This window comes from Clostridium sp. AF17-21AC (assembly GCF_003461365.1).
Taxonomy (GTDB): domain Bacteria; phylum Bacillota; class Clostridia; order Lachnospirales; family Lachnospiraceae; genus Coprococcus; species Coprococcus ammoniilyticus.
Genome location: NZ_QTWY01000006.1, coordinates 101,569 through 122,442, shown reverse-complemented (window position 1 = coordinate 122,442; position 20,874 = coordinate 101,569). Strand labels below are relative to the sequence as shown.

Annotated in this window: 17 protein-coding genes and 1 riboswitch; of the genes, 4 read left to right on the top strand and 13 right to left on the bottom strand. The window is 42.2% G+C overall.

The window, feature by feature from the left end; all coding sequences use genetic code 11:
* The first annotated feature begins 8 nt into the window (after nt 1-8).
* From DWW85_RS10135 to DWW85_RS10125, 3 genes are all read left to right on the top strand, one after another.
* A complete protein-coding gene (locus tag DWW85_RS10135) occupies nt 9-1,310 on the top strand; it encodes a UDP-N-acetylglucosamine 1-carboxyvinyltransferase (RefSeq protein ID WP_021944022.1) in 1,302 nt (433 codons plus the stop codon).
* A 333-nt stretch (nt 1,311-1,643) separates the two neighbouring features.
* Nucleotides 1,644-3,728, top strand: a complete 2,085-nt coding sequence (locus DWW85_RS10130) for a dockerin type I domain-containing protein (RefSeq protein ID WP_021944023.1) — start codon at nt 1,644-1,646, stop codon at nt 3,726-3,728.
* Between the two features lie 34 nt (nt 3,729-3,762).
* Entirely contained in the window at nt 3,763-5,967 is a 2,205-nt protein-coding gene (locus DWW85_RS10125) for a cadherin-like beta sandwich domain-containing protein (protein ID WP_117808554.1), read from the top strand.
* Between the two features lie 314 nt (nt 5,968-6,281).
* Here DWW85_RS10125 and metK read toward each other — a convergent pair whose 3' ends face one another.
* From metK to DWW85_RS10095, 7 genes are all read right to left on the bottom strand, one after another.
* Complete coding sequence (metK, locus tag DWW85_RS10120) at nt 6,282-7,469, bottom strand: methionine adenosyltransferase (RefSeq protein ID WP_117808553.1); 1,188 nt, start codon at nt 7,467-7,469, stop codon at nt 6,282-6,284.
* A 148-nt stretch (nt 7,470-7,617) separates the two neighbouring features.
* Nucleotides 7,618-7,748, bottom strand: a riboswitch (SAM riboswitch).
* 125 nt (nt 7,749-7,873) lie between these two features.
* Nucleotides 7,874-8,620, bottom strand: coding sequence for a TraX family protein (locus DWW85_RS10115; protein WP_117808552.1), 747 nt, complete (start codon nt 8,618-8,620; stop codon nt 7,874-7,876).
* A 7-nt stretch (nt 8,621-8,627) separates the two neighbouring features.
* Nucleotides 8,628-9,044: an HIT family protein gene (locus DWW85_RS10110; RefSeq protein WP_021944027.1), complete on the bottom strand. Its 417-nt coding sequence runs from the start codon at nt 9,042-9,044 to the stop codon at nt 8,628-8,630.
* A 60-nt stretch (nt 9,045-9,104) separates the two neighbouring features.
* Nucleotides 9,105-9,737 (bottom strand): HipA domain-containing protein, encoded by a 633-nt coding sequence (locus DWW85_RS10105; RefSeq protein ID WP_347470681.1) that lies wholly within the window; start codon nt 9,735-9,737, stop codon nt 9,105-9,107.
* Nucleotides 9,694-9,963, bottom strand: a complete 270-nt coding sequence (locus tag DWW85_RS13125; RefSeq protein WP_347470680.1) for a HipA N-terminal domain-containing protein — start codon at nt 9,961-9,963, stop codon at nt 9,694-9,696. Before DWW85_RS13125 ends, DWW85_RS10105 begins: the two co-directional genes overlap by 44 nt.
* Entirely contained in the window at nt 9,944-10,228 is a 285-nt protein-coding gene (locus DWW85_RS10100; protein ID WP_021944029.1) for a helix-turn-helix domain-containing protein, read from the bottom strand. Before DWW85_RS10100 ends, DWW85_RS13125 begins: the two co-directional genes overlap by 20 nt.
* Nucleotides 10,229-10,452: 224 nt before the next feature.
* Nucleotides 10,453-11,277: a nitrilase-related carbon-nitrogen hydrolase gene (locus DWW85_RS10095; RefSeq protein ID WP_117808551.1), complete on the bottom strand. Its 825-nt coding sequence runs from the start codon at nt 11,275-11,277 to the stop codon at nt 10,453-10,455.
* 314 nt (nt 11,278-11,591) lie between these two features.
* Between DWW85_RS10095 and DWW85_RS10090 the strand changes: the two genes are divergently transcribed.
* Nucleotides 11,592-12,164, top strand: a complete 573-nt coding sequence (locus DWW85_RS10090; protein WP_117808550.1) for a biotin transporter BioY — start codon at nt 11,592-11,594, stop codon at nt 12,162-12,164.
* Nucleotides 12,165-12,227: 63 nt separating this feature from the next.
* Here the strand turns inward: DWW85_RS10090 and DWW85_RS10085 are convergent, their stop codons facing one another.
* The 6 genes from DWW85_RS10085 to DWW85_RS10050 form a co-directional block, all read right to left on the bottom strand.
* Nucleotides 12,228-12,692: a hypothetical protein gene (locus DWW85_RS10085; RefSeq protein ID WP_117808549.1), complete on the bottom strand. Its 465-nt coding sequence runs from the start codon at nt 12,690-12,692 to the stop codon at nt 12,228-12,230.
* Nucleotides 12,693-13,124: 432 nt separating this feature from the next.
* Nucleotides 13,125-14,792 (bottom strand): leucine-rich repeat protein, encoded by a 1,668-nt coding sequence (locus DWW85_RS10080; protein WP_117808548.1) that lies wholly within the window; start codon nt 14,790-14,792, stop codon nt 13,125-13,127.
* Between the two features lie 406 nt (nt 14,793-15,198).
* Nucleotides 15,199-16,362 (bottom strand): leucine-rich repeat domain-containing protein, encoded by a 1,164-nt coding sequence (locus DWW85_RS10075; protein WP_117808547.1) that lies wholly within the window; start codon nt 16,360-16,362, stop codon nt 15,199-15,201.
* A 139-nt stretch (nt 16,363-16,501) separates the two neighbouring features.
* The gene (locus DWW85_RS12725; RefSeq protein WP_181986557.1) at nt 16,502-17,182 is read right to left on the bottom strand and encodes a hypothetical protein; all 681 of its coding nucleotides are present in this window, start codon (nt 17,180-17,182) and stop codon (nt 16,502-16,504) included.
* Nucleotides 17,183-17,295: 113 nt separating this feature from the next.
* Nucleotides 17,296-18,981 (bottom strand): [FeFe] hydrogenase, group A, encoded by a 1,686-nt coding sequence (locus tag DWW85_RS10055; RefSeq protein ID WP_117808546.1) that lies wholly within the window; start codon nt 18,979-18,981, stop codon nt 17,296-17,298.
* A gap of 14 nt (nt 18,982-18,995) precedes the next feature.
* Nucleotides 18,996-20,837 (bottom strand): NADH-quinone oxidoreductase subunit NuoF, encoded by a 1,842-nt coding sequence (locus DWW85_RS10050; protein ID WP_242996166.1) that lies wholly within the window; start codon nt 20,835-20,837, stop codon nt 18,996-18,998.
* Nucleotides 20,838-20,874: the final 37 nt, after the last annotated feature.

Sequence of the window (20,874 nt, the reverse complement as noted above, 5' to 3'; positions counted from 1 at the left end):
GGTGCAATATGGAACAATATGTGATCAAAGGCGGTCAGCCTCTTGAAGGAGAGGTAACTATTGCAGGTGCAAAGAACGCAGCTCTCGGAATCCTTGCTGCTGCCGTAATGACCGATCAGGAAGTTATAATAGAAAATGTACCAAATGTAAGAGATACCCGTGTCCTTCTTCAGGCAATTCAGGGTATTGGTGCGACAGTACGCTACATAGACGAACATACCGTATCCATCTGTGGCGCCGCTATCAATCCAAACAGTGATCTGTGCGTAGATGATGAATTCATCCGTAAGATTCGTGCATCTTACTATCTGTTAGGTGCATTACTTGGAAAATACAAGCACTCTCAGGTTGCATTACCTGGTGGCTGTGATATTGGTGCAAGACCGATCAATCTTCATATAAAAGGATTTGAAGCACTTGGTGCACAGGTTGATATTACAAATGGAACCATCTCCACTTATGCCGAAGAACTGATTGGAAGCCATATTTATATGGATGTTGCATCCGTTGGTGCAACGATCAATATTATGATGGCTGCAGTTCTCGCTGAAGGTAAAACCACCATTGAAAACGCAGCAAAAGAACCACATATTGTCGATGTTGCCAACTTCTTAAACAGTATGGGCGCAAATATCAAAGGTGCAGGAACTGATGTCATCCGTATCCGTGGTGTTAAAGAACTTCATGGTACTACTTATTCCATCATTCCGGATCAGATCGAAGCCGGTACATTTATGGTAGCCGCTGCTGCAACAAAAGGTGATATACTGATCAAGAATGTAATTCCAAAACATCTGGAAGCTATCACCTCCAAGTTGAACGAGATCGGTGCTCATGTAATTGAATATGATGACTCTGTAAGGGTTATGTCTGATAAACGTTTGAAACCAACCAATATCAAAACACTTCCTTATCCGGGATTTCCAACGGATATGCAGCCGCAGATGGCTGTCACACTGGCACTTTCAAACGGAACCAGTATTGTAACAGAAAGCATATTTGAGAATCGATTCAAATATGTTGCCGAGCTTGCCAGAATGGGCGCTCACATCCGGGTAGAAGGCAATACCGCTATCATTGATGGTGTAGAATCCTTCTCTGGTGCAAATGTAGCTGCTCCGGATCTTCGTGCCGGTGCTGCTCTTGTGATTGCTGCATTAGTTGCAGATGATTTTTCCGTTATATCAGATATTAAGTATATCCAGCGTGGATATGAGAAATTTGATGAAAAGATCCGTGGTCTGGGCGGAAAGATCGAAAAAGTTGATACTGACAAAGATATTCAGAAATTTAAATTAAAAATTGGATAATATGATACATGAAAAAAGAGATGCCTGCTCCGTTATACCGGTTGGCATCTCTTTTTATTTTCAAATCAACAATCACATTTTTATAATCAAACATTTTTGACCTGTCCCGCTCTCCTATTTTCTATTTCAATCTATATGTTTTCTATTTCAACCTATATGTTCTATATTGTACGCACATCCAATTTTTTCTGTGAAATCACTAATTTTTTGACGAAAAAGGGGTTTGTTTTTTCTGAGATTATGGTAAACTAAAATCAGTATTGTATTTTTCAGGCTTATATATTTTTATCACAAAAATCGAATCGTGCATTTATATACAAAGGAGAGCATCATATGAATAACAAACGGCTAAGTAACAGACCATACCGATCCGCCATACTGGCGATCGCAGCACTTATCTGCTGTCTTGTGGTCTGTCTTTTCATGAACAGCGGACTTTCTGATGCCGCAGGAAAATCCGGTCATATCAAAGATGGAGTAACGAATGTTTATTTCCGTGATGCCCCCGGCGGCAATCCTGTAACGGATCACGGCAGTAACATTATGTTAAATGGGGGGCACAAGCTTACAATCCTGAACACCTCAAACAGCTCCTGGTATAAAGTATCCCTTGTTTATAACAAGACAACCTATACCGGCTACGTATCCGCTTCATATGTCACTATCGACAAAACAGACTCTTCTGATAAAAACAATACAACAGCAACGACAGAATCCTCAGGGAAAAAATCCGACAAAGATTTTGAATCCTATATGAATGATCAGGGATTTCCGGAAAGCTATAAGGCGCAGCTCCGGGAACTGCATGAGGCTCATCCATCCTGGACTTTTAAAGCTGTCCAGACAGGAATCGACTGGGATGATCTTGTAGATAATGAACGAAACAAATCCGGTCAGATCAAAAATCTGGTTCAGGGAACCAGCAGTTATCCACGCTACAACTGGCGTTCCACGACGATCGGTTACAACATCAAAACCGATACATGGGCATCCTTTGATGGTAACTGCTGGTATGCCGCATCGGATAAACTGGTCTCCTATTATCTGGATCCCCGTGTTTATCTGTATGAACGGTTCGTATTTGCATTTGAGAATCTCTCTTATGAAGATTCTCAGTCCAAATCCGGCGTGGAATCCATTTTGAACGGAACCTTTATGTACAAATCCAAGCCATCCGGTTCCAACAGTACATATTCCGAACTGATCATCAAAGCCGGAAAGGCAGTCGGTGTCAGCCCATACCACATTGCCTCCCGAATCAAACAGGAGGTTGGCTCATCACTCAGTTCTGCCACAAATGGAAAGCATTCCGTATATCCGGGAATCTATAATTTCTATAACATCGGCGGTTTCGACAGCGTAACCGGAAACGCCGTTACAAATGCACTTAAATGGGCATCCTCCGGTTCTACCTACGGAAGACCGTGGAACACCGTATACAAATCCATCTATGGCGGTGCTCAATACATTGGAAATAATTACATTCTGCAGAAGCAGAATACTTTGTATACACAGAAATTCAATGTCACAAATACCTCTGCCTTATACTCCCATCAGTATATGACCAATGTTCAGGCGGCTTCCTCTGAAGCCTCTAAGGTATACGATGCCTACAGTGGCGCAGGCACACTGAACAATTCAATCACATTCTGTATCCCGGTATACAAAAATATGCCGGATACCATGGTCAGCAAACCGGCAGACAGTGGCAATCCAAACAACTATCTCAAATCACTGAGTATTGATAACTATTCCCTGACACCAACATTTGCAGTCAATACAACAACCAAGTATTCCCTGATCGTATCAGAGAAAACAAGTTCTGTTACGATTTCTGCAAGTCCGGTCAACAAAAACGCTTCCGTATCCGGAACAGGAAAAGTCAGTCTGTCAAAGGGTACGAATACAGTAAAAATTACGGTAAAAGCCCAAAGCGGCGCAAAACGCACTTATACATTAACGATCGTCCGTGGTAAATCTTCCGGTAATTCCAGCTCAGATCCTGAATTTGACGGTAACTATACTGTATCTGACGGAACCATAACCGGCGTAGCAGTATCAACCACCGTATCTGCATTTGTCTCCAATCTTGGATGTACAAACGGAACTGTCAGTGTAAGGACTTCATCCGGTGAAGAAAAGACATCTGACCGTATCGGTACCGGTGACATTGTAAAAATAACTGTTTCGGGCAATACCAGCACCTATACCGTTATTATTTTCGGTGATGTAAATGGTGACGGAATTATCAATGCACTGGATCTGTTAAAGATACAGAAGCATATTATCGGTGCTTCTACCTTAAAGGATCCATACCTGAAAGCCGCAAATATCAAACGAAGTGGTATGTTATCTGCTCTCGATCTGTTAAAAGTCCAGAAATATCTGATGGGTGCAGCACAGATCATGCAGCAGTAAATGAATAGATGATAAAATACAGGAGATATATAAAATGAAAACAAGAAAAAAATTAGCAGCATTATGTATGATCTTGGTTCTGGGATTAAGCTGTCTGGTATATGGAAACAGCATACACTCCTATGCAGCATCTACCCAGTTCTCGATCTCGCTTTCATCCTCATCCATTCAAAAGGGTGGTTCGGTTACAGTAACCGTATCGATCAGTTGTTCTGAAGCACTGGGTGCTTACAGCTATTGTCTGTCCTATGATTCCTCCTTACTGGAATATCAGTCCGGCGATGGCTATGGAGGAGGTGGAACCGTATCCTGTGCCGGATATGGTGATGGAAATATTACTTCTGCTTCCAACAGCTTTACATTTTCTGCTATAAATACAGGATCTGCCTATGTCAGTACTGGAAGCTCCGATGTCTATACATGGGGCGAAGAACATGCCGGAGCATCAGATGCAGGTGCTACGATCACAATAACAGCCGCTGGCGGCAACAGTACAACAGAAACAACGACCAGCGAACCAAATACAACAGACACCCCGGCTACAACAGAAACAAATTCTTCCGAATCTACAACAGAAGATACGACAGACACTTCTTCCGAGGACACAACGGAAGATACCACAGAGGAAATGTCTGATAACTGTTATCTGTCTTCGATCCAGATCACACCGGGTGAATTAAAGCCTGAATTTGCAAAAGATACATATACTTATGAGACAACCGTTCCCGGAGATACCACAAGCCTTGCGATCAATGCGATCCCGGAAGACAGCAAATCATCCGTTTCCATTACCGGAAATGAAGATTTTGAACCGGGAAAGACCTCTCATATCTCTATCAAGGTTACTGCGGAAACCGGCGATAATCATATCTACGACATTGCGGTTAATGTGGAAGAACTGGTAGATACAAGAGCGATCATCCAGATTGATGGAAAAGATTATTATTTTACAGAAGATTACAGCAAGCTTACTATTCCTGAAGGATTTGCCGAAATAAAAGAGAAATATAATGATACCGAAATCATTCTCTATCAGTCTCCAAACGGACTGGTTAAATGTGCTTATCTGACAGACAAGGACAGCAAAAACGGAGCATGGTATATCATTGATACTACTGCAAAATCTGCGGTTCCATTTATCAATGTTGCATCTGCTTACAAAAGCTTTATCATTCTGACAGCCGGCGAAGACGTTACAGTGCCGTCGGGTTACACAGCTTTCACCTATAAGTTTAACAAAAATTCCGTAACCGCCTATCACAAATATGAAGATGATACGATCCTCGTAGTATATGCCATGAGTCCGGACGGTGAACCTGGATGGTTCTACTATGATACCGTTGAGAAAACATTTACCCGATTTGTCGCTTCAGCAGTTCCAACAGAAGCAGTCACGACTGCTTCTGCGACAGATGCCAACAATGGCTCTTTCTTTGATCAGCACAAGGACAAGGTTATCACTATATGTATCATCGTGATCGTAGTTATGTTCTTCCTGATCATTATCCTCGGAATCATGCTGATTCGGGTGATCAAGCAGGGACTTCCTGACGATGATCCTGACGATGATCCTGACGATGATCCTGACGATGATCCTGATGGTGCTACACGCAACGGTTCCGATAACGATACCGACGACAACGCAGGCAATGATTCCGATAACGATACCGCTGACAACGCAGGCAATAATCCTGATAACAATACAAGCGGCGATGCCGAAAACGTTCCCGACGATACCAGCAATAATGCTGCCGATGATACACCAGACAACACAGATCACAACACAGGCAATGATACAGGTATCGATACTGATAATACTTCGGATGATACTGTTTCTGCAAATGATACAAAGTCAGAGGATACGATAGCCGCTGCTGTTGTTCTGAACGAAACACCAGCAGAAAATGCCGATGATACAAACAACCAAAAGCCTGCGGACATTCCGGTAACAGATGGCATGACAGAGCTTACTGCTAAGCCATCCGTAAAAGCTGAAGATGTCACTTCCACCAGATTAAGCAGCGAAACTAAAAAAGCAAAGGAAGAAAAAGAAGCAACTCCGGCAGATAAAATCATCAAAAAGGCGGCTCAGTACTCTTCCATGAATACGGCTGATCTGTCAGAGGTATTCAATATGGCAGAAGCGATCGTGAATCACGAAGAGCCAAAGAAAAACACCGGCTCCTTGCAGTTTAAGCCGATCAAGCAGAATGTACCGGATAGTAAAGAAGAAAAATAAGACCTACCAAAAGTTGTTATTTCCTGATTAAGGTTTCTAATCACGTTTGCCTACCTTTGTTTCACTCAATTTTATATGCACATGTCTCTGCCGCGATAAAAACCTTTGCGGCGACGACATGGCACAAAATTGAATGAAACTCAGTCGGCTACACTATGGATTATGAAACCTTATTCAGAAATAACAAACTCTGGTAGGTCTTATTTTTATACCACCGCTTTGTCATAATATTAAATCAATCTCATGTGGCAAAAACGTGATTATAAACCTTATTCAAGAGCTGCAAACTTCCGACAGGCTTTTAATTGTTTCTCTTATAAATATGCCTTCAACATATCAACTTTGTCGAGTCTCTCCCATGGAAGGTCGAGGTCAGTTCTTCCGAAGTGTCCATATGCTGCTGTCTGCTTGTAGATTGGTCTTCTGAGGTCAAGCATCTTGATGATTCCGGCTGGGCGAAGATCAAAATGCTCACGGATGATCTCAACCAGCTTCTCATCGGATACCTTTCCTGTTCCGAATGTGTCTACCATGATAGATGTAGGTCTGGCAACACCGATCGCATAAGACAACTGGATCTCACATTTATCAGCAAGTCCTGCCGCTACAATGTTCTTTGCTACATATCTTGCTGCATACGCTGCGGAACGGTCAACCTTTGTACAATCCTTTCCTGAGAAAGCACCGCCGCCGTGACGGGCATATCCACCATAAGTGTCTACGATGATCTTACGTCCTGTAAGTCCACTGTCACCATTTGGTCCGCCGATAACGAATCTTCCGGTTGGATTGATAAAGAACTTGGTATCTTCATCTACCATATCAGCAGGAAGAACCGGATCAAATACATACTTCTTGATATCTTCATGGATCTGTTCCTGTGATACTTCCTCGCCATGCTGAGTTGAGAGAACTACCGCATCGAGTCTCTTTGCTTTTCCATTCTCATCATACTCTACTGTTACCTGAGTCTTACCGTCTGGTCTGAGATATGGAAGTGTCCCATTCTTTCTTACTTCTGTCAGTTTTCTTGCAAGCTTATGTGCAAGTGCGATCGGATATGGCATATATTCCGGTGTTTCATTTGTTGCAAATCCAAACATCATACCCTGATCTCCGGCGCCAATTGCTTCGATATCATCATCGCTCATCAGATGCTCTTTTGCTTCTAATGCCTTATCAACACCCATTGCAATATCTGCTGACTGCTCATCAATTGCTGTGATAACACCACAGGTATCACAGTCAAATCCGTATTTTGCTCTGTCGTATCCAATCTCACGGATCGTCTCACGAACGATCTTCTGAATGTCTACATATGCTTTTGTTGTAATCTCACCCATTACAAGTACAAGACCTGTTGTGATCGATGTCTCGCAGGCAACACGGCTCATTGGATCCTGCTCCATCAATGCATCCAATACTGCATCGGAAATCTGGTCACAGATTTTATCCGGATGACCTTCTGTTACTGATTCTGATGTGAATAATAATTTTTCCATCATTTCCTCCTTGTATAAATACTATCTATAGTTACTGCTATGCGTATTCGTTCACATAGCTTTTGATTTTTCTTTTTTCAGACAAGTTATCCCCACCTGGTTTTATGCAAAAGAAAAATCCGCTCTGAGCGGATTGATAAAATCAAACCTCTCATTGTTCGACGTCTGCATATCACAGATTCGCTCAGGAAGGCACCTTCCATACAGGTCTTTCTTTCACCTGTTCCGGGGTTGCCATGGCTTCATAGTCCCTTATGACTCCACCATTCTGAATAAGAGCATTTATAAATATTTATTTGTATTCAAACTGCAATGCAGTTCTGAAACAGCTATACTCTAACTGATATATTTCCATAAGTCAATAGGTAATTTCTGTTTTGCGACAAAAATTCATTAAAGCTATCCTATAAAACCGCCTTGCTGAGCAGGTATAAGATGAGCAAATGTGCCGGATAGAACACATAAAATGTATATTTAAGAATTTTATCCTTCCGACCATACTCTCCGTTGTACAGACTGATTGGCAGGATTGCCAAAACTGCATAGAGCTGCCTTATTCCGTAAAACAGGAAATACAGCACTGCCGATACGATTGCAAACCCCATATTCTGACGCAGCTTCCAGCCAAACGGATAATGTCCGGTCACAAGACCGGCATTTCTGAATACTTGTTCCGCCGTGTCATCCTTGGTCGAATAATAAATTAATACGATCAGAAGAATGCCCGCCATTCCATAATCAAAATGCAGAGCCTCTGAAACTACCATAATGACAACAATTCCGATGACTGCGCCCATCTGATTCCATTTTGCGACTTTTCCAAGATAAAGCACAACCAGCCCCGCCGCAAGTGTAAAGAAAATATTCTGCTTCTGCAGATCAAATACCTGTCCGGTCGATGCCAGATCAAATGGAACTTCCGAAATCAGCGCAAACAAAAAAAGCCGGATAAAATATTTTCTGATATCCGACGTATGCCTGTACCCTTCTACCAACAGGAATGCGAATATAGGAAATGCGAGCCGTCCTACAGCCCGCATTATCCAGTTATTATTCATTAGAACAAGTCCTACATGGTCACATAACATAAATATGCATGCCAGAAGCTTTAACTGATTTGAATTTATCCCTGTCTCTGTCCTTTTATCCATGTTTTCCTTAAATTCTCTTACGAAGTGCCTTTGACAACCGATCCAGTTCCTCATTGTCTGACTGACCCGGAACCCATGTAACTGTAACCGTATCCTTAATGAATCTTGGCACAAGATGCATGTGAAAATGGAATACTGTCTGTCCTGCAGCAGCGCCATTGTTCTGAATAATGTTCAGTCCGTCAGGATTTAATTCCGCTTTCTGAGCCTTGGCAACCTCTGTCGCAATCGTAAAGATCTTTGAAGCAGTATCCGCGTCCATGCTATATATATCATCATAATGTTCTTTTGGTATAATTAAAGCATGACCTTTATTTGCAGGATTTACATCAAGTATTACTCTACATATGCTGTCTTCATAAACTGTTGCTGATGGTATCTCACCATTTGCAATCTTGCAAAAAATGCAATCGTCCTTACCCATAAAAGTTTCCTCCTTAATTGCTTTTTCCATTTTACTCCATTATGTGATATTTTACAAGCTTTATGTGGTTTGGAAGGTTGCATAAGCCTTCAGATCTTCCTCAACCCGTTGTTTGATTTCGTTTATAATCTCCTGACATTGTTTTTTCTTCATTCCTGCCTGCACTCCTACTATCAAAAGCTCCGTTTCTCCCGGATCTTGTCCATTTCCATCAACAGATGTTGTATGCTCACCATAATAGGTTGTGCTATACGTCAGATCATATGCCGGACTCAATCTCCATGTTTCTGATTCAGTATCATATACAAACGAAAAATCCTTTAAATGATCATCCCTGTTATGTGCAAATACATTAAAACACATTCTGCGAAACATATTTTCAACATCCATTTTATTATCTCGCGTCACTATTCTTGTTAATTTCATCAGGTCATGGTAGTCCAGACTTGGCTGGTTAAAATCAAGTTCTAACAACGCTGCCGCCGTTGCCATATGAACCTTGCTCCCATCCGTTTTTCTATCAAATCTCCGGGTTCCAAAGTATCCTGCATGTCGCTGCGATGGAAACAACCTTGTCTCACTCATAACGATTCCACATTTTTTTGCACAGACCGAATAATCATATTCCATTTGTCCAATATCTGCCCTGTCAACATGTGCTGGAAATTTTATGATCCAATCTTCCCCACGCATCTGGAAGACTATCTGCAAATATTCCAAACAGCCCGCCGAAATAATCTTTTTTCGGCACAAATACCTGCTTTTTCAACGGCAGCGAAAAAGGGCTGATTGAAAATCCATCTTCCAGCCATTCATCACTATATTCAAAAGCAGCTTTTCGGTCTGCTGTTAACACCATCGTTCCCACTAATCGATTCCCATAGCAAACCTGAAGCATCCTATCTTCTATTTGTCTCATTCATAACCTCCTGAATATCCTTGTACGGAACCCGTGTAAACAATTCCCGAAGCTCATCTGCTATATCCAGTGCAACCGCAATCCGCGTCAATCCCAACAGAGAGATCTGTCCGGTTTGCTCAAATCGTTTGATTGATCCATAGCTTACGCCACTTTGTTCCGCTAACTGCTGCTGTGACAACGATCTACGCTTCCGTATATTGCGAACTCTTTCTGCCAATTTCTTATCTAATTCATCCGGTGTCTCCCATACAAAAGGTTCCATGTATCTTTACCCCGCAAATTATTTATATAGATAATATTTTATCTATATATCCGTCATTTTTATTATAATTGATAATATATTATCCATATTTATTATATACTATTATCTTATCACTTTCAATTTATCTTTATTCAAAAAATGAAATGTACTTATAACCAGTCGAATAAAAATGAAACATATCATGTATTTTTCATGCCGATCCAACTGTCTATAAGCACATTTCATTAATAAATCATCTTATAAAATGTATTCTTTCTGTCATTTGTCTGTGGAAATTCTGTCCTTGCATGTCTGACTGCCCCGGGATCAATATCTGCGACACGCAGCTTCTCACTAACCCGGATCGATACATCCCGCCCAAGCCAGTCATATACATGAGAGCCCGGAATATAGTGAAGCCCATCTCCATCTCCAACCCGGTTGACTGCGATCACATATGCCTGATTCTCAATCGCCCTCGCCTTCAAGAGTGTTTCCCATTGTTCCGCCCTCGTTTCCGGCCAGTTTGCGATCACCATGATAACTTCATACTGATCTCTCATTGCAGAGAAAATCTCCGGGAAACGAAGGTCATAGCAGATATATCCGCCTATCCGGATATCCTTTACCTGTGCCTGTACAAGCTTTTCTCCTGCCCGATATACCTTATCCTCACCGCTATATGAAAATGGATGGATCTTCGCATAATCAAGCAACACATTTTCTCCATCCACAAGCACCAGCCGGTTCTCATAAACCGGTTCTTTCGTTTCATCATCCATCTTGTCGCTATCTGCCATAACCGCACGAATATACCCAAATGCCATCTGCATCTTATATTTTCTGCTGTTCTCCATAAAAAATGAAACACTGTCCGGGATGTTATCCGCATCCCAGCTTTCCGCATACAACCATGGCCGCATCGTGAATCCTGTCAGTGTCATCTCCGGAAATACCAGAAGCTCTACTCCATTTGCACTTGCTTCTTCCATAACTTCAAGGCAGCATTTCTTTGCTTCTTCCCTATTCTCAAATCCAATATCCAGTTCTGTAACGCCAACTCTAAGCATAGCCGCTGCCTCCTACCTGTTTTTCTTTATTATATTCTTATATAGTATATTTATATCTGCTTTTTTTCAACCCTTAAGCCTCCCATTCCAATTGTCAACCTTAATGTTTATTCTGTGGTTGACATTTGAGAATATACCATCTATAATGTTATCCAGTGGGTGCCATTTAATAGTTGACATTCAATTTGTTATCGGGAAGCGGATAGCTTAGCCCTGCTATCCGCTTCATATTTTTGTCAATCCCCCTTAACCTCATCCAATCAAGGGATGGCATCCATTGTACTTATATTATTTATTCAACAAGGAGAACACACATGAAAAACAAATTCACAACCGTGGAGATCACAATGATGGCTGTATTTGCAGCAATCTTATGCGTATCCGCATATTTAAGTATCCCAACTCCACTCCCAAATGCAGCACACATTACGTTACTGAACTTTATGATCATGCTCATTGCACTGGTATTTGAAGTTCGCGACTCAACGATCATCGTTGCTTTATGGATGATCCTCGGTGCAGTCGGCGTTCCGGTATTTATCGGCGGTGGCTCCGGTATCGGTTATCTGACAGGAGTATTCGGTGGATATACATTCTCATTTATTATCGTTACTATCTTTGCAGGTCTGACAAAGGGTAAGAAATATAATCGTATCCGTTATACGATCGTTGCTATTTTAACAGCAGCTCTCATTGATATCATCGGAATGTTATGGTGGAAATTCAACGGAAACTTAACCTGGAAAGTTGCTTTCCTTTCAGGCTTTGTTGCATTTATTCCATTAGATCTTGTAAAAGCTATCATCGCTGCACAGATTGTTCCATTATTCAAGAAGCTGATGCCGGAAGCAAATGCAAATACAGGTGCAAAGAAAGAAGCAGCATAAAAAAATATTATATAGTTATAAAACAAGCAGGAATCTTTAAAAGATTTCCTGCTTGTTTTTATTTTATAATAACTTAACCGCTGCCTCTGCAACTTCACGTTCAGTACCTGCTGCTAACAATTCATCCACGGTTGTATATTGCTTCTCTCTGGCAAGAAGAATCGCATTCGATAATGCATTGATTCCCCTTACTTCACCACGTTTTTCACCCTTTTTCGTTTCTTCCGCTGCCTTTTCTGTTACTTCCGCCACCGCTTCGGCTACCGCTTCTGCTACCGCTTCCCGTTTTATCTCTTCAATATCATCTGCCATTATCTCCCGTAATGTATCCTTCCAGTACATACCAACACGCTCCTTCCAGTTTTCTATCCTTTCTACATTCGCATTCGTCATCACCTGTATAACGGCCTCCGCAAGCTGCCTCTCCCGTTCCGGTAATTGTTCTGACTGCTTTACAACATTCTTGTATTGAGCTGGTGTCAGGCGTTTTGTCAAAGACCGCAGCCACACCTGTTCATTTTCAACCAATTGATCTGCAGCTATGATCTGCGTGTCAAACAGGCTTCTACTTATATAGTATATTCCTGCCTGCTTTTTTTCAACCTTAAAGCCGGATTTTTCACAAGATCGGATATAGCATAAATATCACAATTTACTTTCATTTGTGCTTATTTGTAACATTGATTTTCTTTCTTTTATTTGCTTGATAAATGGTTTGAACACCAGTTTTTTCTAACCCAAAATGCCTGTATATCATTTAGGAAATTCACTTTGTACTTTTTTTAATCAAATAATATTATCCTTAACAATTCTATGTCATTACAGAAAAACGATCCTCCGGAATAAATGGATTCTAGAAGATCGTTTCAATTACAGTATTCATATAGTCTGCATTTCTGCATAATATACAGATACTCAGGCTGTATAATTTTGGGTATATTATATTGCTCTTTCCGGCTTTTAGATTGCCTTGATCTTTACATTCTTGCTCAGTCCGCATTTACGGAAAAGCTTCTCATATGTACTAAGCTTGCTCTTTGGTACTTTGACTGTTGTCTTTGACGTAATACCGGCAAATGCATTCTTGTTCAGCGTTTTGGATGTAAGCTTCGTGGATTTGATCTTTAAAACCTTTAAATCCTTGCTGTTGGCAAAAGCATATGATCCAATTTCTTCAACCGATTCATCAAGGATAATGTACTTTAAATCCTCTGTACCAGCAAATGCCTTGGAGCCAATTGTTTTCACAGAATTACCAATTGTAATGGATTCACAAATATTTTCATCTTCACAATAGGAGTTCAACTCCTTAAATGCATTTTCCCCGATTGCTGTTACCTTATATGTTGTATTTCCAAATTTAAAACTTTTTTTAACTTTTTTTGATAACTCATCATAAGGTACGAATATATCCAATTTATAGTATACACATGTTACGGTTTCTTTCCCTTTCTTGCTTCCAGTGATGCGAAATACATAATATTCATATTTCCCATTATCAAATAAAGTAATATACTCGCCGATTTTCATCGGTTTTGTCTTCTTATTTTTTATTTTTATTGAACGATCTATCTCCTGATCATAATAAACACTAGTTTTTTTTACGCCCTCTGCTATAATAACTTCTGTTAGTTTATTTGAACTGCAATCAATACGATCACATAAAGGACTTGCACCAAAATCCAATTTTGTTAATTTATTGTGATAACAATCCACATTGCGTAATGACTTATTATAACTGGTATCCAGACTTGTCAGTTTGTTATATGAACACAACAGGTTAGAAAGCCATTCATTATATCTCAAATTCAGTTGTTTCAGATTATTGCGACTACAATCCAATTCAATCAGTCTTGTATTCTTGGTAACATCCAGCTTTGTCAGTTTATTATCGCTACATTTTAATAAACTTAATTTTTTATTTTTTGTCACATCTAATTTTGAAAGCTTATTAAACGAACAATTTAATACTATTAAATTTTGATTTTTGCTTATATTCAAGTCTGTAAGTTTATTGTCATAACAATCCAAATATTTTAACTTGGAATTTCTGCTAACATCCAGCTTCGTCAATTTATTGTCCCTACAAGACAAATATTCTAATTTGGAATTCTTGCTAACATCTAGCTTCGTTAGTTTATTGACGTCGCAATCTAATTTTACTAACTTCGTATTTTTGCTGACATCCAGCTTCGTTAGTTTATTGACAGCGCAATCTAATTTTACTAACTTTGTATTTTTGCTGACATCCAACGTCGTCAGTTTATTACCAGCACACTTCAATGTCTGTAACTCTGTAAATATATTGATACCGGTCAGACTTTTACATGTATAGCCATCTTCTTCACTCTCACTCAGATATATTGTCTTTACGCTCTTAATCTCTGACTTTGACAATACACCATCCTTATTCAAGTCGATATTCTCAGAAACATATTTCCGAAATCCTTTATCCGGGAAATTTGTTGAATTGATCTTCACATCCCCCTGAGCTGCATCAACTTTCCTCATTCCTGCATTACTAAATAACAGCGGTACTGCCACCAAGGTTGCCAGTCCTCCGGCAACCATCAGACGTTTTAATTTTGTCTGCAATGCCAATTTGTTCATTTGTTTCTTGTTTTTCATATTGTCTCTCCTTCCAATTTCTTCTTACTTCAGGTTGACACAAACGCAGAAAGACCCGGAACGGGATAATCTCCTATTATCCTGTTCCAGGTCTTTGACTGTCGTTCTATATTTATCGCATACAAAAAAGCGCTATTTAAGCGTGCTGTGCTGTGCTGTGCTGTGCTGTGCTGTGCTGTGCTGTGCTGTGCTGTGCTGTGCTGTGCTGTGCTGTGCTGTGCTGTGCTGTGCTTAAGCCTTTTCCTTTCTGCATCCTTTGTCAATCCCTTTCGCAAAAAATTTACGAATTAAGTGTAGCACACCAAATGGTGAATGACAATTGTTAAAAACATAGATTCTATATGACAGGTTTACTCAAAATGCATTTCATCCATATCCCGTTCCAATTTCAGTATATCCGGTTTTTTTAGATTGCCTTAACCTTTACATTCTTGCTTAGTCCGCACTTACGGAAAAGCTTCTTGTATTCGCTAAGTTTGCTCTTTGGTACTTTGACTGTTGTCTTTGAGGTGATACCGGCAAAAGCTTTCTTACTCAGCGTTTTGGATGTCAGTTCGGTGGATTTGACCGTCAGCGTCTTTAAGTTTTTAATACCTGTAAATGCACTTGAACCAATTTCAATAATTGATTTCTCAAGAGTAATGTTCTCTACTCTTGCATTTGCAAATGCATGAGAGCCAATACTCTTCAACTTCTTATTATAACAACCTAACTCAATACTTTCTCCCATATAATTAACACTCATATTCTGAAATGCATATGGTTCAATTGCCGTTATCATATATTTTTTATTTCCATATGTACAACTTGTTGTTCCTCCTTCAACCACATCCGGAGAATTGAGAGCTTTACCAAGCGGTCCTCTCTGATATACTAAGGTTGCTGTCCGGTTTCCGGCTTTTGTACTTGTAATACGACAAACTCTCATAACATCATCACCACAAGCACCAACATAATCTCCAACCTTTGCTTTTTTGAATTTTTTGTAGGTAATCTTTAAATTCTTGTCACCGTAAACGCGACGCAATGCCCCGTTGTTTCTGGCATCCAGCTTTGTAAGTTTATTATCTGTACAGGATAATTTCACAAGCCGTTTATTATTTTTAATATTCAGTTTTGTCAGCTTATTATTGGAACAGTCCAAATATATTAACTTGGCGTTCTTGCTGACATCCAGTTTTGTCAGCTTGTTATCGGAACAATCCAAAACAGCTAACTCGGTAAATACTCCAATACCCGTCAGATTTTTACATTTATAATATTTCGTTTTCCCATAAACGTCCTTAGGACTAATATATAATCTTATCTCAGTTACCTTCTTGATCTCTGCTTTTGACAATACACCATCTTTATTTCGGTCAATGTTCTTAGAAATATACTTCCGAAATTCTGCATCCGGGAAATTCGTTGAATTGATCTTCACATCCCCCTGTGCTGCATCAACTTTCCGCATACCCGGATTTCCCAATAACAGTGGTACTGCTACTAATGCTGCCAGTCCTCCGGCGATCAGCATACGTTTTACTTTTGTCTTTAATGCTGTTTTCTGCATTTGTTTTTTGTTTCTCATATTGTCTCTCCTTCCAATTTCTTCTTTTTACTCCGGGTTGACACAAGCGCAAAAAAGACCCGAAACAGGATAATTTTCCATTATCCTGTTCCAGGTCTTCTCAACTGCAGTTCTATAATTTACGGTATGCAAAAAAGCGCTATTTAAGTGTGCTGTGCTGTGCTGTGCTGTGCTGTGCTGTGCTGTGCTGTGCTGTGCTGTGCTGTGCTGTGCTGTGCTGTGCTGTGCTGTGCTGTGCTGTGCTGTGCTGTGCTGTGCTGTGCTGTGCTGTGCTGTGCTGTGCTGTGCTGTGCTGTGCTGTGCTGTGCTGTGCTGTGCTGTGCTGTGCTGTGCTGTGCTGTGCTGTGCTGTGCTGTGCTGTGCTGTGCTGTGCTGTGCTGTGCTGTGCTGTGCTGTGCTGTGCTGTGCTGTGCTGTGCTGTGCTGTGCTGTGCTGTGCTGTGCTGTGCTGTGCTGTGCTGTGCTGTGCTGTGCTGTGCTGTGCTGTGCTGTGCTGTGCTGTGCTGTGCTGTGCTGTGCTGTGCTGTGCTGTGCTGTGCTGTGCTGTGCTGTGCTGTGCTGTGCTGTGCTGTGCTGTGCTGTGCTGTGCTGTGCTGTGCTGTGCTGTGCTGTGCTGTGCTGTGCTGTGCTGTGCTGTGCTGTGCTGTGCTGTGCTGTGCTGTGCTGTGCTGTGCTGTGCTGTGCTGTGCTGTGCTGTGCTGTGCTGTGCTGTGCTGTGCTGTGCTGTGCTGTGCTGTGCTGTGCTGTGCTGTGCTGTGCTGTGCTGTGCTGTGCTGTGCTGTGCTGTGCTGTGCTGTGCTTAAGCCTTTTCCTTTCTGCATCCTTTGTCAATCCCTTTCGCAAAAAATTTACGAATTAAGTGTAGCACACCAAATGGTGAATGACAATTGTTAAAAATCACAGATTCTATGTGTTACAACAAATTAATACAACTCTACAGATTCCGGTGCAGCAGACGATGTTCTTTTCCGGCAAGAAAATGATCGTACAACTGGCGAACTGCCGGGTTCTCCTCGGAGAAACGGACATTGGAACTTGCGTCTGCATTGTACATACCTTCCATACGGCTCCGTCTGGTTCTTGGCCCTGCACCGGATGGCTGACCACCACCCATGATACATCCTCGTCTGCACGCCATAACCTCAACGAAATCATAGCTTGCTTCGCCGGATCGGATACGGTCAAGCAGCCGTCCTGCATTTGCAAGACCATGTACAACTGCGATCTTCACTTCTCTGCCATCTAACTCGATCGTTGCTTCCTTCGTTCCTTCAAATCCCCGGACACCTGTATAACTGATCTCACGGATCGTGTTATAGGATTTGTCCTCCGCAAGACGACGGAGCACCGCTTCCGTTACACCACCTGTCGTTCCGAAGATCTTGCCTGCACCGGAAGCCACGGAAAATGGTGCATCTGCGGATTCATTTTCCAGTTCGGTAAACTGCAGTCCCATCTGCTTGATCATCCGCACAACCTCTGTCGTTGTGATGACATAATCGGTATCCTGTCTACCATCCGTGAAATTATCCGGTCGGAGGATCTCTCCCTTCTTTGCTGTACAAGGCATGATCGATACAACCATCGTTCTCTTACCATCTTCTTTATCTTTCTCCGCAAAATAATCCTTGATCACTGCTGAGAACATTCCTTGTGGAGAACGGCAGGTTGACAGATTATCTGCAAATTCCGGATATTTTTCTTCACAATATTTGACCCATCCCGGACAGCAGGATGTGAATAACGGAAGCTTCTCATCCGATGCAAGACGCACCGCAAATTCTTTGGATTCCTCCATAACCGTAAGATCGGCGCCAAAACTTGTGTCAAATACCATGTCAAAGCCCATGATACGAAGTGCTGATACCAGCTTACCAAAACAGTTCTCGCCCTTTGGTATACCGAAGTTATCTCCAACTGCCACGCGGACTGCCGGTGCGATCTGTGCAACTACCCGGATGGACGGATCTTCGATCGCATCCCAGATATCGGTTACATTGGTACGGATCGAGATTGCTGCGGTCGGGCAGACAACTGCACATTGTCCGCATCCTACACAGTCTGTCTCTGCAAGCGGCTTGTCAAATGCCGGCTGTACCTTCATTTTCGAACCACGGAATGCAAAATCGATAACACCAAGTCCCTGAATCTCATCGCAGGTACGCACACAGTCACCGCATAGGATACATTTATTTGGATCCCGGACGATAGACGGTGAACTCATATCGATCTTTTCTTCTTTTTTATTATTCAGGAAACGAACCGCATGCACACCAACCTTATAGGCAAGTGACTGGAGCGCACACATGCCATTCTTCTGACAGGTCGTACAGTCTCTGCAATGAGAGGATAACAACAGCTCGATAATAAGCTTTCTGTACTGCTGCACTTTCTTTGTATTCGTATAGATCACCATGCCCGCTCTCGGTGTCTCGGAGCATGCCGCAAATATTTTTCCTCTGTCATCTTCTACCACGCACATACGACATGCGCCATAAATGGATAATTCTGAATGATAACAGAATGTCGGGATATCGATCCCCGCCTTTCGGATCAGAGACAGAACATTCTTCTCGCCCTCGATCGGCACTTTGATTGAATTGATCGTAATATAATCCATGTTCGTCTCCCTCCTTAATTCTCTGTATATACTGCATGGAACGCACAATTATCGATACATGCACCACACTTGATACATTTGGCTGTATCAATGACAAATGGTTTCCGGATCTCGCCTGTGATCGCACCAACCGGACAGTTTCTCGCACATTTGGAACAGCCCTTACATGCTTCCGGATCGATCTTATAGCGAACCAATGCTTTACAGTTTCCGGTTCTGCATCGTTTGTCAACCACATGCTCGATGTATTCCTGACGGAAATTCTTCAGCGTACTAAGTACCGGAAGGGCTGCGCTCTTACCAAGTCCACAAAGGGCTGTGTCGGTGATCGCCTGTCCCAGTTCCTCTAACAGATCCAGATCCTCTAACGTACCATTTCCGGCAACGATCCGCTCCAGGATCTCAAGCATCCGCTTGGTTCCTTCACGGCATGGAACGCATTTGCCGCAGCTCTCGTTCTGTGTAAAGTTCATAAAGAAACGGGCTACCTCAACCAGACAGGTATTCTCATCCATAACAACCAGTCCGCCCGAACCGATCATCGCTCCTTTACTCTTTAATGAATCAAAATCCAGACTGACCTCCAGATCATCCGTCACCAGACAGCCACCGGATGGTCCACCGATCTGAACTGCCTTTAATGGGATGTCATCCTTTAAACCACCGCCGATATCATACACGATCTCACGCAGCTTTGTTCCCATCGGTACCTCGATTAGTCCCGTATTCTTTACACTTCCGGTCAATGCAAATGCCTTTGTTCCCGGACTTTTCTCCGGTCCGATCGACTTGTACCAGTCTGCACCATTTAAAATGATCATGGACACATTTGCATAGGTTTCTACATTATTCAGAACCGTCGGCTTGGCAAATAAGCCCTGCTCTACGGTTCTCGGCGGCTTGGTTCTCGGCATTCCGCGCTGTCCCTCGATCGATGCCGTGAGCGCACTTCCTTCTCCGCAGACAAATGCTCCCGCACCACGATTGATATGTATATGGAAAGAGAAACCGGAGCCTAAGATATTCTCACCAAGGAAGCCAGCTTCCTCTGCCTGTGCGATCGCTGTCTTCAAACGGCTGACTGCCAGCGGATATTCTGCTCTTACATAGACATATCCCTCCTGCGCACCAACCGCATATGCAGCAATGATCATACCCTCTAACATCTTATGCGGATCGCCTTCCATCACGCTTCGATCCATAAACGCACCCGGATCTCCCTCATCACCATTGCAGACAACATATCGGATTTTCTCCGCCTGTCTGGCAACCTGCTGCCATTTGTATCCGGTCGGGAAACCACCGCCTCCACGTCCACGCAGATTGGAGTCACTGATGACCTGAATAACTTCCGGAGGCTCCATGGTAAATAACACCTTACGAAGTGCTTGATATCCACCGACCGCAAGATATTCATTGATATTTTCTGCATCGATATGTCCGCAGTTTTTCAGTACCAGTCTGGTCTGTTTCTTATAAAATGGAATTTCTTCCTGCTGTCTGTAGACAATACCATCCTTGTGATACATCAGACGCTCTACCGGTCTTCCATGCAAGATCGTCTCGTTGAAGATCTCCTCGCAGTCTTCTTCCTTTACTTTTATGTAGATATAATTATATGGCTCGATCCGCACAAGCGGCCCCATCTCGCAGAAACCATGACAGCCGCTTTTCTTCACGCCGACATGACAGGATTCTTTTATAACTGTATCCTCCGCCTCCGGGACAAATTCTACCTTCACGCCCTCCGACTGCTTCGCCATCTCGCAGAACCGATCGTATATTTTCTGAGAGCCACCCGCCAGACATCCGGTTCCTGCACAGACAAGGATCCTGTGCGAATCCGCATGCAACATCTCTTCTGCCTGTTTTACTGCTGCGTCAAGCTCCGAT

What these genes read in the sequence shown, in the direction of transcription:
- DWW85_RS10135 (WP_021944022.1), top strand. Translation starts at nt 9, where the DNA reads ATGGAACAATATGTGATCAAAGGCGGTCAGCCTCTTGAAGGAGAGGTA.
- DWW85_RS10130 (WP_021944023.1), top strand. Translation starts at nt 1,644, where the DNA reads ATGAATAACAAACGGCTAAGTAACAGACCATACCGATCCGCCATACTG.
- DWW85_RS10125 (WP_117808554.1), top strand. Translation starts at nt 3,763, where the DNA reads ATGAAAACAAGAAAAAAATTAGCAGCATTATGTATGATCTTGGTTCTG.
- metK (WP_117808553.1), bottom strand. Translation starts at nt 7,469, where the DNA reads ATGGAAAAATTATTATTCACATCAGAATCAGTAACAGAAGGTCATCCG.
- DWW85_RS10115 (WP_117808552.1), bottom strand. Translation starts at nt 8,620, where the DNA reads ATGGATAAAAGGACAGAGACAGGGATAAATTCAAATCAGTTAAAGCTT.
- DWW85_RS10110 (WP_021944027.1), bottom strand. Translation starts at nt 9,044, where the DNA reads ATGGGTAAGGACGATTGCATTTTTTGCAAGATTGCAAATGGTGAGATA.
- DWW85_RS10105 (WP_347470681.1), bottom strand. Translation starts at nt 9,737, where the DNA reads ATGCGTGGGGAAGATTGGATCATAAAATTTCCAGCACATGTTGACAGG.
- DWW85_RS13125 (WP_347470680.1), bottom strand. Translation starts at nt 9,963, where the DNA reads ATGAGACAAATAGAAGATAGGATGCTTCAGGTTTGCTATGGGAATCGA.
- DWW85_RS10100 (WP_021944029.1), bottom strand. Translation starts at nt 10,228, where the DNA reads ATGGAACCTTTTGTATGGGAGACACCGGATGAATTAGATAAGAAATTG.
- DWW85_RS10095 (WP_117808551.1), bottom strand. Translation starts at nt 11,277, where the DNA reads ATGCTTAGAGTTGGCGTTACAGAACTGGATATTGGATTTGAGAATAGG.
- DWW85_RS10090 (WP_117808550.1), top strand. Translation starts at nt 11,592, where the DNA reads ATGAAAAACAAATTCACAACCGTGGAGATCACAATGATGGCTGTATTT.
- DWW85_RS10080 (WP_117808548.1), bottom strand. Translation starts at nt 14,792, where the DNA reads ATGAAAAACAAGAAACAAATGAACAAATTGGCATTGCAGACAAAATTA.
- DWW85_RS10075 (WP_117808547.1), bottom strand. Translation starts at nt 16,362, where the DNA reads ATGAGAAACAAAAAACAAATGCAGAAAACAGCATTAAAGACAAAAGTA.
- DWW85_RS12725 (WP_181986557.1), bottom strand. Translation starts at nt 17,182, where the DNA reads ATGCAGAAAGGAAAAGGCTTAAGCACAGCACAGCACAGCACAGCACAG.
- DWW85_RS10055 (WP_117808546.1), bottom strand. Translation starts at nt 18,981, where the DNA reads ATGGATTATATTACGATCAATTCAATCAAAGTGCCGATCGAGGGCGAG.
- DWW85_RS10050 (WP_242996166.1), bottom strand. Translation starts at nt 20,837, where the DNA reads ATGTTGCATGCGGATTCGCACAGGATCCTTGTCTGTGCAGGAACCGGA.